Consider the following 11,619-nt stretch of genomic DNA (forward strand, 5'->3'; position numbering starts at 1 on the left):
CATGAGGCACGTCAACCGCGTCCTGCTCTCCACCCTGCTGGTGGTGGTCGCCCTCGTCTTCCAGGTCACCGTGCTCGCCCGGCTCCACCTGCCCGGCGCCGTGCCCGACCTGACGCTGCTCGTCGTCCTCGCCCTCGCCATGGTCTACGGCCACGTGGGCGGCGCCCTCGTCGGCTTCAGCGCCGGCCTGCTCGCCGACATCGCGCCGCCCGCCGACCACGCCGTCGGCCGCTACGCCCTCGTGCTCGCCGTCATCGGCTACCTCGCCGGGCTCATCAAGCCCGAGTCCGGCCAGGTGCGTACCGCCGCGGGGCCGATGATGGTCGTCGGCTGCGCCGCCGTCGGCTCCACGCTGCTGTACGCGGGCGTCGGCGCCCTCGTCGGCGAGGGTTCGGTGCGCGGCGTGGGCCTGGGCAACCTGGTCTTCACCGCCGCGATCTACGACCTGCTGCTCGCCCCGTTCACCGTGCCGCTGGTGATGGCGCTGGCCCGCAGGGCCGACCGCGCCACCACCGCCGAGGCCGCCGAGACCGCCACCGGCGGCTCGGCCGCGGGCGACTCCTCGTACCGCTGGCTGGCCGGCGGCACCGCCAGCCGCGCCGCCGTCAAGCGCGCCCGCTCCTACGGCCGCGGCGGCATCGGCCGGCAGCGCGGCAACCTGTTCGGCCCCAAGTCCAAATCCGCCAAGGCCACCCGCATCAAAGGGGTGAAGCGGCTGTGACCAACATCCCGGAGACCGGGAAGTCGACCCGGGTCACCGTCCGGCTCGTCGGCATCCAGGTGCTCGTGCTCTCCCTGCTGCTCACCCTCGGCGGCCGGCTGTGGTACCTGCAGATCCGCAACGGCGACCAGTACGAGGAGGAGGCCGCCGGCAACCACGTCCAGCAGGTCATCGAGCCCGCCGTACGCGGCTCCATCCTCGACTCCCGCGGCGAGCCGCTCGCCGACAACGAGACCCGCCTCGTGGTCTCCGCCAGCCGCACCGACCTGATGAAGATGGACGACGACGGCGAAGCGGTCCTCACCAAGCTCGCCGGGGTGCTCGGCATGAAGCCCCGGACCGTCATGGAGCGGGTCCGGCTCTGCGACGCCGACACCCCCAAGCCGTGCTGGAACGGCTCCCCGTACCAGCCCATCCCCATCACCGACGAGGCCACGGCCCGCCAGGCGCTGCAGATCCGCGAGCAGAAGGAGGAGTTCCCCGGCATCACCGCGGAGCCCAGCGCGGTCCGCCGCTACGGCTCGCCGAACGACGCCGCGACCGCCCAGGTCCTCGGCTACCTCTCCCCGGTCACCGACGAGGAGATCGAGCAGGCCGAGGACGGCGACAACCCGCTGCTGCGCACCGACCAGATCGGCCGCGCCGGCCTCGAACGCTCCTACGACTCCGAGCTGCGCGGCCAGGCCGGCGTGACGAGCTACCGCGTCGACAAGCTCGGCCGGGTGATAGGGGAGGCCGACAAGCAGCCGGGTGTGCCCGGCTCCAACCTGGTCACGAGCATCGACTCGCGGGTGCAGGCGCTGGCCGAGAAGGAGCTGGCCAAGGCGATGAAGGTGGCCCGCACCCAGTTCGACGACAACACCGGCACGAACTACAAGGCGGACTCCGGCGCGATGGTGGTGATGGAGGCCGACACCGGCCGCGTCGTCGCCATGGCGTCCAACCCGATGTACGACCCGAACGACTGGGTCGGCGGCATCGATGCCGCCACGTACAAGAAGCTGACCGGCAAGAAGGCCAACTATCCGCTGCTGAACCGGGCGACCCAGGGCCAGTCCGCCCCCGGCTCGATCTTCAAGCCGGTCACGACCACCGCCGCGGTCAACGCCGGCTACGACTTCGACGGCAACTACCAGTGCAGCAGCGACTACAGCATCGGCGGCCAGGTCTTCAAGAACTTCGAGTCGCAGAGCTACGGGCTCATCGACCTCGGCCGGGCGCTGGAGGTCTCCTGCGACACGGTCTACTACCGGCTGGCGCACCAGGAGTGGCTGAACGACGGCGGCAACAAGCCGAAGAAGAAGGCCGACGACTGGTTCTACAAGACCGCCCACCAGTTCGGCCTCGGCGAGGAGACCGGCATCGACCTGCCGAACGAGGTCACCGGCCGGGTCCCCGACCGGCAGTGGAAGAAGGACTACTGGAAGGCCAACAAGGACACCTGGTGCAAGCAGGGCAAGCAGGACGGCGACTACACCGAGCGCATCGCGTACGAGAACTGCCTGGAGGGCATGCGCATGCGCGCCGGTGACGCCGTCAACTACTCCATCGGCCAGGGCGACACGCTCGTCACCCCGATACAGATGGCCACCATGTACGGCGCCATCGCCAACGGCGGCACGCTGTACGACCCGACCATCGGCAAGGCCGTCATCAGCGCCGACGGCAAGAAGGTCGACATGATCGAGCCGAAGGCGCACGGCAAGCTGCCGTTGGACAAGGCCACGCACGCCGCCATAGACGACGCGCTCGCGGGCGTCGCCACCCGCGGCACCGCCGCCTGGCGCTTCACCGGCTGGCCGCAGGACAAGATCCCGATGCACGCCAAGACCGGCACCGCCGAGGTCTACGGCAAGCAGACGACGTCGTGGTTCGCGACGTACACCGACGAGTACACGATCGTCATGACCATCTCCCAGGGCGGCACCGGCTCCGGCGCCTCCGCGCCCGCGGTCCGCGCGGTCTACAACGCGCTGTACGGCGTCACCGAGGACGGCGGCATCGACCCGAAGAAGGCGCTGCTGCCCAAGCCGCAGAAGAAGCTGCCGAAGATCTCACCGGACGGGAGGATCGAGGCGCCATGACGGCCGGCGACGGGTACTTCGTCCGGCGCTTCACGCCCGAGCTGGGCACGTGGGGCAGGCTGACCGCGCGCGACTCGCTGGTGCGCCGGGTCGACTGGATGCTCATGATCTCCGGGCTCGCGCTGTCCGCCGTCGGCACCGCGCTGGTCTGGTCCGCGACCCGCAACCGCAGCGACCTCACCGGCGGCGACCCGTACTACTTCGTGACGCGGCACGCCATCTTCACCACCGTCGGCATCGCGCTGATGGCCGCCACCGTCTGGGTGGGCCACCGCACGCTGCGCGGCGTGGTGCCGGTGCTGTACGGCTTGTCGCTGGTGCTCGTCGCCACGGTGCTCAGCCCGCTGGGCACCACCATCAACGGCTCCCGCGCCTGGCTCGACCTCGGCGGCGGCTTCACCGTCCAGCCGGCCGAGTTCACCAAGATCACGATCATCCTGGGGATGGCGATGATCCTGGCCGCCCGGGTCGACGCGGGCGACCGCCAATACCCCGACCACCGCACCGTCGTCCAGGCCCTCGGTATGGCCGCGGCGCCGATCCTGATCGTCGTGCTGATGCCGGACCTCGGCTCGGCGATGGTGCTGACCGCGATCGTGCTGGGCGTGCTGCTGGCCTCCGGCGCGTCCAACCGCTGGGTGCTGGGCCTGGTGCTCGCCGGCGTCAGCGGCGCGGCGCTGGTGGTCTCGCTCGGCATGCTCGACGAGTACCAGGTCAACCGCTTCGCCGCCTTCGCCAACCCGGCGCTCGACCCGGCGGGCGTCGGCTACAACACCAACCAGGCCCGGATCGCCATCGGCTCCGGCGGGGCGACCGGCAAGGGCCTGGGCGAGGGCAGCCAGACGACGGGCCAGTTCGTGCCCGAGCAGCAGACCGACTTCATCTTCACGGTGGCCGGCGAGGAGCTGGGCTTCGTCGGCGCGGGCCTCATCCTCCTGCTCATCGGCGTCATGCTGTGGCGGGCGTGCCGGATCGCGCGCGGCGCCAGCGACCTGTACGGCACGATCGTCGCGGCGGGCGTAGTGGCGTGGTTCGCGTTCCAGGCGTTCGAGAACATCGGGATGACGCTGGGCATCATGCCGGTGGCGGGGCTACCGCTGCCGTTCGTCAGCTACGGCGGCTCGTCGATGTTCGCGGTGTGGATCGCGGTGGGCCTGCTGCAGTCCGTCAAGGCGCAGCGGCCGCTGTCGGCCTGAGGGACGCACCCCGGCGGCGGTACGGCGCCTGGGCCCCGGCCGGCGTCACAGCCGGCGCAGGAGCAGCACCGCCGCCGCGGCGGCCGTCCCGAGCACCACCGCGGCCACCCCCGACAGGACCCGTCCCCCGCGCAGCGCCCCCAGCGCCCCGTCCACGGAGACCCGGCCCGCCCCGGTCAGCGCCAGCCCGACGCCCGCGGCGCCGAGCATGACTTCGTACTCGACGCCCCGCGGGTCCGCCGCCGCGATCGGACCGCGCCAGTCGAAGCCCCACTTGACGGCCACGGCGTTGATCATCACGCCGATCACCGAGGCCGCCGCCAACGGGGTGAGGAAGCCGACGGCGAGTGCGACGCCGCCGACGATCTCGCTCAGCCCCAGCACCCACGTCAGCTCCTGCCCGGCGGGGTAGCCGGCCGCGGAGAGCATCGCGGCCGTCGGGTCGAACCCGGCGCCGCCGAACCAGCCGAACAGCTTCTGCGCCCCGTGCCCCGCCATGACCGCGCCGACCGCCGCCCGCAGTGCCAGCAGCCCGGCGTCGACGCCGGTCACGCCCTCCGCGACGTCCTCGGCGTAGCTGATGACGGGGATGGTGCGCGGCTGGGCCATGGGCGACCTCCTTGGGGTTCTGGGCGCGACGCTAGGACACCCCCGGAACCCCCGCCACCCGGCACATTCCGGGGATCGGGGCCCGCGCACCCCGCTGACCAACCGCCCGACCCCGGTTAGATTCGATTCATGGTGGACACGGTGCGCGAGATCGAGCGGAAGTACGAGGCCGAGGGGGGCGCCTCCGAACTGCCCCCGCTGCCCGACCTGACGGGCGTCGACGGCGTCACGGCGGTGATCGACCAGGGCACCGCCCGGCTCGACGCCGTCTACTACGACACCGCGGGCCGCCGGCTGGCGGCCGACGGCATCACGCTGCGCCGCCGCACGGGCGGCGACGACGCGGGCTGGCACCTGAAGCTGCCGGTGGCCCCCGGCGTACGCGACGAGGTCCGCGCCCCCCTCGGCGAGAGCGTCCCGCGCCGCCTGGCGGCGCTGGTCCGCTCCCGCGTCCGCGACGCCGAGCTGGTGCCCGTCGTCCGCATCCGCTCGCAGCGTGACGTCCACCAACTGCTCGGCGCGGACGGCGAACCGGTCGCGGAGGTGTCCGTCGACCGGGTGACGGCCGAGCGCCCGGACACGGGGGCGACGGCGGCGTGGGCCGAGGTGGAGGTGGAGCTGGGCGCCGGGGGAGACCCGGCGGTGCTGGACGCGGTGGAGGCGGCGCTGACCGGGGGCGGGGCCGGGCTGCGGCGGTCGGCGGCGGCGTCGAAGCTGGCGCGGGCGCTGGCGGAGACGGAGGAGCCGCGGGAGACGGCGGGCGGGAAGGCCGGGGCCGGGAAGAAGGCCAAGGGGGGCAAGGAGGGCAAGGCCGGCGGGAAGGCCAAGGCCGGCGGGAAGACCAAGGCCGGGAAGGACAGCAAGGACGGCGGAAAGGCCAAGGGCGGCAAGAGCGGCAAGAAGAAGCCCGCCGGCAAGAACCGCCCCGAGCCCGCGGACTCGCCGGAGGCCGCCGCGCCCGCCGCCCGTCCCGCCGCCGACGTCGTCCTCGACTACGTCCGCGCCCAGGCCACCGCCCTGGTCGAGCTGGACCCCGCCGTCCGCCTCGACCAGCCGGACGCCGTCCACCAGATGCGCGTCGCCAGCCGCCGCCTGCGCAGCACGTTCCGCAGCTACCGCGCCGTCCTCGACCGCACCCGCACCGACCCCGTCGCCGGCGAGCTGCGCTGGCTGGCCGCCGAACTCGGCGTCGACCGCGACCGCGAGGTGCTCACCGAACGCATCCACGCCGCCCTCGTGGAGCTGGAGCGCCCGCTCGTGCTCGGCCCCGTACGCGGCCGGCTGCGCACCTGGTCCACCGCCCGCCGCACCGGCTCCCGGCGCCGTATCGTCGCCGTGCTCGACGGCCGCCGCTACCTCGCCCTCCTCGACGCCCTCGACGGGCTGCTCGCCGACCCGCCGCTGCGCGCCGCCGCCGTCCGCCCCGCGGAGCCCGTGCTGCGCAAGGCCCTCGCCCGCGACTACCGGCGCTTCGCCGACTCCCTGCAGCAGGTCTTCGACCTCGCCCCCGGCCCCGACCGCGACACCGCCATCCACGAGACCCGCAAGTCCGCCAAGCGCGCCCGCTACGCCGCGGAGGTGGCCCGCCCCGTGCTCGGCAAGGAGGCGAAGACCGTCACCTCGCTGATGCGGGAGGTCCAGGACCTGCTCGGCGACTACCAGGACGGCGTGCTGGCCCGGGCCGCGCTGCGCGAGATCGCGCAGCAGGCGCAGGGCGCGGGCGAGCCCTCGTTCACGTACGGCGTGCTGTACGCGCGCGAGGAGGCCCGCGCGGCCGAGCTGCGCGACCGGCTGCCCTGGCTGTCGCAGAAGCACCTCTGAGCAGCGCGAAGAGGGTCCCGGGCGGGGCGCGCGCTACGCTGGATGGTCACCCGCGTACGTATCACAGGACCGCCGAGGACAGCCTTCCCGATGACTGCCGTGCCCGCATCCACCGTCGAGTCCGTCTTCCCCCGCCTGGAAGCCCTTCTGCCGCATGTCCAGAAGCCGATCCAGTACGTCGGCGGTGAGCTGAACTCCACCGTGAAGGACTGGGACGCGGTCGACGTCCACTGGGCGCTGATGTACCCGGACGCGTACGAGGTCGGCCTGCCCAACCAGGGCGTCATGATCCTCTACGAGGTGCTGAACGAGCGCGCGGACACCCTCGCCGAGCGCACGTACAGCGTGTGGCCGGACCTGGAGGAGCTGATGCGCACGCACGGCGTGCCGCAGTTCACCGTGGACAGCCACCGCCCCGTGCGCGCCTTCGACCTCCTCGGCGTCTCCTTCGCCACCGAGCTGGGCTACACCAACCTCCTCGCCGCCCTCGACCTCGCCGGCATCCCGCTGCGCGCCGCCGACCGCGGCGACGACGACCCGATCGTGGTCGCCGGCGGCCACGCCGCGTTCAACCCGGAGCCGATCGCGGACTTCGTGGACTGCGCGGTGATCGGCGACGGCGAGCAGGCCGTGCTGACGATGACCGACATCGTCAAGGCGTGGAAGGCCGAGGGCCGCCCGGGCGGGCGCGCGGAGCTGCTGCTGCGGCTGGCGAAGACCGGCGGGGTGTACGTCCCGTCGTTCTACGACGTCGAGTACCTGCCCGACGGCCGCATCGCCCGGGTCGTGCCGAACCGTTCCGGCGTGCCGTGGCGGGTCGCCAAGCACACCGTCATGGACCTCGACGAGTGGCCGTACCCGAAGCAGCCGCTGGTCCCGCTGGCGGAGACCGTGCACGAGCGGATGAGCGTGGAGATCTTCCGCGGCTGCACCCGCGGCTGCCGCTTCTGCCAGGCCGGCATGATCACCCGCCCGGTGCGGGAGCGCAGCATCACCGGCATCGGCGAGATGGTCGACAAGGGCCTGAAGGCCACCGGCTTCGAGGAGGTCGGCCTGCTGTCGCTGTCGTCGGCCGACCACAGCGAGATCGGCGACGTCGCCAAGGGCCTCGCCGACCGCTACGAGGAGGACAAGGTCGGCCTGTCGCTGCCCTCCACCCGGGTCGACGCCTTCAACATCGACCTGGCCAACGAGCTGACGCGCAACGGCCGCCGCTCCGGCCTGACCTTCGCCCCCGAGGGCGCCACGGAGCGCATCCGCAAGGTCATCAACAAGATGGTCTCGGAGGAGGACCTGATCCGCACGGTCGCCACCGCGTACGGCAACGGCTGGCGGCAGGTGAAGCTCTACTTCATGTGCGGGCTGCCGACCGAGACCGACGAGGACGTGGTGCAGATCGCGGACATGGCCGCCAAGGTCATCGCCAAGGGCCGCGAGGTCGCGCGGTCCAACGACATCCGCTGCACCGTCTCCATCGGCGGCTTCGTGCCCAAGCCGCACACGCCCTTCCAGTGGGCCCCGCAGCTCTCCGCCGAGGACACCGACGCCCGGCTGGAGCAGCTGCGCGACCGCATCCGCGCCGACAAGCGCCACGGTCGCGCCATCGGCTTCCGCTACCACGACGGCAGGCCCGGGATCGTCGAGGGCCTCCTCTCCCGCGGCGACCGCCGCGTCGGCGACGTCATCCGCGCCGTCTACGAGGACGGCGGCCGCTTCGACGGCTGGCGCGAGTTCTTCTCGTACGAGCGCTGGATGCGCGCCGCGGACAAGGCGCTCCCGGTGCACGGCGTCGACGTCGACTGGTACACGACGCGCGAGCGCTCCTACGAGGAGGTCCTGCCCTGGGACCACCTGGACTCGGGGCTGGACAAGGACTGGCTCTGGGAGGACTGGCAGGACGCCCTCGACGAGACGGAGGTCGAGGACTGCCGCTGGACGCCCTGCTTCGACTGCGGGGTGTGCCCGCAGCTCGACACCGAGATTCAGATCGGCCCGACGGGCAGGAAGCTGCTGCCGCTGAGCGTCGTCAACGGCCCTGCGGGCGGGGACGCCGCCTGACGCCCGGCCGGTCCGCGGACCGGCCGTGACCACCCGCACGGGTGGACGAGAAGTCAACGCAGCCCCGGGCCGGTACACCGGTCCGGGGCTTTGCCGTGCCCGCCGCCCGACGGCATTTCATGGCATTCCCCGGACGCCTTTCTCTATTCCGCCGACAATCACACCATTGCTCCGTACGGGGGACTTGTACGCGATTATTCCGCGTGCCGTGTCGTCACCGCGCCGCCCTCGTTTCGAATAACGAAGGTGGGGCTTCGGGAGAACGGCCGTCGCTCTGACGGCAAGGAAACGCTCCGAAGGCTCCGTGGCGGAAAGGATGCCAAGTGAAGTACGTCAAGTCTGCCGTGGTCGTGTGCGGTGCCGCCCTGGCACTGGGCACTGCCGGCCCGGCGGGCGCCATCGATCCCGGGCTCACCAGCCCGGACCTGAGTCTGGACGCCGCGGCCGCACAGGCCGTGGAGGGTCTGGTCAACCGGCCCGCGACCGAACTGGTGCAGCACAGCCTGCCGGTCAACGGGCCGGTGGTCCGCAAGCTGACCCGGCCGGTCGACGCAACGGCACACCAGGTCATCCAGGGCGCCCTGCCACCGCAGATCCTGGCGCCCGCCGGCGCGGAGCCGCGCGGCGGCTCCTGAGCGGTCGGTTTCGCTCCGGACACAATCCGATCGTCCGAACGGGCGATTCCGGATAACTCACTCAAGGGGTGCGGAGTTGTACAGCGTGCCCGCATCGTTGTTCCCTCAGGTGGAAAAGGAAAAGAGAAACATGAGGAAGTACCTGAAGACCGCGGCCGTTGCCGCCACCCTGGTGGGCGCCTCGGCGCTGGCCGCCCCGCAGGCGCTGGCCGCCGACGACACCGGCGACGGCCCGTACGCCAACGGCAACGGCTCGAAGATCGCCTACGGCAACACCAAGACGGGCGGCTACATGAGCCCGAACATGGCCCTGGTCAACGGCTCGCTCAACGAGCCCTGCATCGCGCTGCCGCAGGTCGCGAAGAACGCGAAGCAGCTCGTTAACGTCATCAACCTGGTCAACGTCGGCGTGGACGAGGTCCTGGCCCAGAACCAGAACCAGACCTGCGCCAAGAACTCCAGCGCGGACCAGGGCGACGCCCCGCTGTCCCACCTGCTGGAGGACTTCCCGATCCTCTCGGGCAACGGCGCGGGCAACAACGCCGGCTGACTCCCGCACCACACGGGGAATCCCGGTACCCGGCCCGGGGCGAGTCGCGTGCTCGCCCCGGGCCGGGGCCTTGCGCGTACGCGGGACCCGTACCCGGGGCCACGGCCCAGGGCGTACGAAGACGGCCCGCGGAGCGCATCCGCGGGCCGTCTTCCGGTGCTGCCGGGAGGGCTGCGCTCAGCTGACGAGGCGGCCCACGTACGGGCCGACCGCCGGCAGCCCCGACAGCGACGCGCCCTCGGCCAGCGGGCCGGTGATCGCGGCCGTGCTCAGCGGCGTGCCGTTCTCGCCGGGGGCCGTGCTGACCGCGTTGTCCAGCGGGTCCGAGCCGGTCTTGGCCAGCGGGTTGAGCGGGATGTCGGTCAGCGGGCCGAGGGCCGTCTGCCTGGTCGTGTCCAGGCCCTGGGCGACGCCGCCCAGGGCGGCCGCGATCTGGTCGGTCTCGATCTTGTTGGCCTTGCCGACGTTCAGCTCGCCGAGCCGGTCGAGCGCGCCGACCGGGGTGTCGTCCGCGGGTGCCGCGGCCGCCCCGGCGGCTCCGCCGGCCGCGAGCGCGGAGCCGGCCGCCGCCGCGATGAGGCCGGCGCGCAGCAGGGCGCGGTGCGTACGGGTCGGGTATCGGGAGGCGTGCTGGCCCATGGTCACCACCAGTGAGAAACGACACTTTCCCGGCTATGCTTCCACAAACCCAGTGATTCCCGGAAATTCTCCCGTGTGCCTCACTCTGCGCATTCGCCCCGGCTGTTTTGTGAATACGCTGTGACCTCCGCTTATCCGGTTGCCGGGGCGCCGCACGGCCCGTAAGCATGGCCCGATGCCGCAACTGACCACCCCCCACGTTCGATTTCGCGCCTCCTTCGCCGACGCCATGAAGGAGTTCGAGGCCGAGGGAAGGGGCGCGGTCGGCGACGACACGTCCATCGGCCAGGACCTCCGGCGCTGGCGCCGGCGCTGGCACGACCCCGCGGTCTTCGCGTCGTACGTCGCGGGGCTGCGTGCCGAGGCCGACGAGACGATCCCGATGATCCGCCCGGGCCGGGTGCACTGCACCACGCTCTGGTACGTGGACGGGGACACCTATCTGGGCCGGATCGCCATCCGGCACTCGCTCACGGGTTGGCTCCGGGAGCAGGGCGGGCACATCGGTTACGACGTGCGGCCGACTGCCCGGCGGCGCGGCCACGCGACCGCCATGCTGCGCGACGCGCTGCCCGTGGCCCGGAACCTGGGGCTGGCGGAGGTGCTGGTGACCTGCGACCACGACAACGCGGGGTCGCGGAAGGTCATTGAGGCCAACGGCGGCGTCTTCGAGGACCGGCGGGGCCTGAAGTTGCGGTACTGGGTCGCCACGGGGGCGGGGCAGGCGTAGCTTCGGCGGCGCCGGGAGCCCGTCCGGGCCGGACGGGGACGGGGCCGCCGTACGGGCGAGGGGGATGAGGACCGTGGCCCAGGAGTGGGAACGGAGTCCGGAGCGGGACGGGGAGCGGCGCGCGGAGCGGGATGCGGATCGGCGCGGGGGGCGGGACGGCGGCGGCCGGTTCACGGACCACGGGGGTCCGGCGGCGGACGGGTCCGGCGGCGGCTGTCTCGCGGCGCCGGTCCGGTGGGCGGTGCTCGTCCTCGTGGTGCCGGTGCGGGCCCTGTGGGACCTGCTCGTCGCCGCCGCGAAGGGGCTCGGCAGGGTGCTGGCGTGGCTGGGGGAGCGGCTGCTGGCCGACCCCGCGCGATGGCTGTACCGGCAGGTGCTGGCGCCCGCGGGCCGGGGCGCGGTGCGGCTGCTGCGGGCCGCGGGGACGGCGCTGGCGTGGCTGCTGCGGTGGGTCGTCGTCGCGCCCGTGGTGTGGGGGTGGCGGTGGCTGGTCGCGGCCCCGGCCTCCTGGCTGTACGCGCACGTCCTGACCCCCTTCGGCCACGGCCTGCGCCGGGCGCTGCGCGTGCTCGTCGC

At 72.6% G+C, this 11,619-nt stretch carries 10 protein-coding genes and 1 pseudogene; 9 read left to right on the top strand and 2 right to left on the bottom strand.

All coding sequences use genetic code 11. From position 1 onward, the window contains the following. The first annotated feature begins 1 nt into the window (after position 1). From mreD to rodA, 3 genes are read left to right on the top strand one after another with little or no spacing between them, the layout of a single operon-like run. Positions 2 to 721, top strand: a complete 720-nt coding sequence (mreD, locus tag ABD317_RS10280; protein WP_027753389.1) for a rod shape-determining protein MreD — start codon at positions 2 to 4, stop codon at positions 719 to 721. Beyond that, positions 718 to 2,805: a penicillin-binding protein 2 gene (gene mrdA, locus ABD317_RS10285; RefSeq protein ID WP_344289489.1), complete on the top strand. Its 2,088-nt coding sequence runs from the start codon at positions 718 to 720 to the stop codon at positions 2,803 to 2,805. The genes mreD and mrdA overlap by 4 nt, the downstream gene beginning before the upstream one ends. Further along, positions 2,802 to 4,001 carry a rod shape-determining protein RodA gene (gene rodA, locus ABD317_RS10290; RefSeq protein ID WP_027753387.1) on the top strand — a complete coding sequence of 400 codons (1,200 nt, stop codon included), beginning with the start codon at positions 2,802 to 2,804 and terminating at the stop codon, positions 3,999 to 4,001. The genes mrdA and rodA overlap by 4 nt, the downstream gene beginning before the upstream one ends. A gap of 45 nt (positions 4,002 to 4,046) precedes the next feature. Here the strand turns inward: rodA and ABD317_RS10295 are convergent, their stop codons facing one another. Then, positions 4,047 to 4,610 (bottom strand): DoxX family protein, encoded by a 564-nt coding sequence (locus tag ABD317_RS10295; RefSeq protein WP_344289490.1) that lies wholly within the window; start codon positions 4,608 to 4,610, stop codon positions 4,047 to 4,049. A 129-nt stretch (positions 4,611 to 4,739) separates the two neighbouring features. Here ABD317_RS10295 and ABD317_RS10300 point away from each other — a divergent pair, with 129 nt between their 5' ends. The 4 genes from ABD317_RS10300 to ABD317_RS10315 all read left to right on the top strand — a co-directional run bounded on the left by ABD317_RS10300 (position 4,740) and on the right by ABD317_RS10315 (position 9,674). Next, a complete protein-coding gene (locus tag ABD317_RS10300; RefSeq protein WP_344289491.1) occupies positions 4,740 to 6,431 on the top strand; it encodes a CYTH and CHAD domain-containing protein in 1,692 nt (563 codons plus the stop codon). 90 nt (positions 6,432 to 6,521) lie between these two features. Beyond that, entirely contained in the window at positions 6,522 to 8,489 is a 1,968-nt protein-coding gene (locus ABD317_RS10305) for a TIGR03960 family B12-binding radical SAM protein (protein WP_344289493.1), read from the top strand. A 323-nt stretch (positions 8,490 to 8,812) separates the two neighbouring features. Beyond that, on the top strand, positions 8,813 to 9,124 hold the full coding sequence (locus ABD317_RS10310) for a hypothetical protein (RefSeq protein ID WP_344289494.1): 312 nt from the start codon (positions 8,813 to 8,815) through the stop codon (positions 9,122 to 9,124). Between the two features lie 130 nt (positions 9,125 to 9,254). Continuing rightward, on the top strand, positions 9,255 to 9,674 hold the full coding sequence (locus ABD317_RS10315) for a rodlin (protein WP_344289495.1): 420 nt from the start codon (positions 9,255 to 9,257) through the stop codon (positions 9,672 to 9,674). A 177-nt stretch (positions 9,675 to 9,851) separates the two neighbouring features. Here ABD317_RS10315 and ABD317_RS10320 read toward each other — a convergent pair whose 3' ends face one another. After that, positions 9,852 to 10,313: a hypothetical protein gene (locus ABD317_RS10320; RefSeq protein ID WP_027753381.1), complete on the bottom strand. Its 462-nt coding sequence runs from the start codon at positions 10,311 to 10,313 to the stop codon at positions 9,852 to 9,854. A gap of 175 nt (positions 10,314 to 10,488) precedes the next feature. On the opposite strand from ABD317_RS10320, the gene ABD317_RS10325 reads away from it, so the two are divergent. Continuing rightward, the gene (locus ABD317_RS10325) at positions 10,489 to 11,043 is read left to right on the top strand and encodes a GNAT family N-acetyltransferase (RefSeq protein ID WP_344289496.1); all 555 of its coding nucleotides are present in this window, start codon (positions 10,489 to 10,491) and stop codon (positions 11,041 to 11,043) included. A 64-nt stretch (positions 11,044 to 11,107) separates the two neighbouring features. Beyond that, positions 11,108 to 11,619, top strand: a pseudogene (locus ABD317_RS10330) (hypothetical protein); the annotation flags it as partial.

Origin of the sequence: Streptomyces synnematoformans (assembly GCF_039531005.1) — a bacterium.
Lineage (GTDB): Bacteria > Actinomycetota > Actinomycetes > Streptomycetales > Streptomycetaceae > Streptomyces > Streptomyces synnematoformans.

Coding starts and splice junctions, on each gene's coding strand:
- ABD317_RS10315 (WP_344289495.1), top strand. CDS start 9,255: ATGAGGAAGTACCTGAAGACCGCGGCCGTTGCCGCCACCCTGGTGGGC.
- ABD317_RS10320 (WP_027753381.1), bottom strand. CDS start 10,313: ATGGGCCAGCACGCCTCCCGATACCCGACCCGTACGCACCGCGCCCTG.
- ABD317_RS10305 (WP_344289493.1), top strand. CDS start 6,522: ATGACTGCCGTGCCCGCATCCACCGTCGAGTCCGTCTTCCCCCGCCTG.
- mreD (WP_027753389.1), top strand. CDS start 2: ATGAGGCACGTCAACCGCGTCCTGCTCTCCACCCTGCTGGTGGTGGTC.
- ABD317_RS10295 (WP_344289490.1), bottom strand. CDS start 4,610: ATGGCCCAGCCGCGCACCATCCCCGTCATCAGCTACGCCGAGGACGTC.
- ABD317_RS10325 (WP_344289496.1), top strand. CDS start 10,489: ATGCCGCAACTGACCACCCCCCACGTTCGATTTCGCGCCTCCTTCGCC.
- rodA (WP_027753387.1), top strand. CDS start 2,802: ATGACGGCCGGCGACGGGTACTTCGTCCGGCGCTTCACGCCCGAGCTG.
- ABD317_RS10300 (WP_344289491.1), top strand. CDS start 4,740: ATGGTGGACACGGTGCGCGAGATCGAGCGGAAGTACGAGGCCGAGGGG.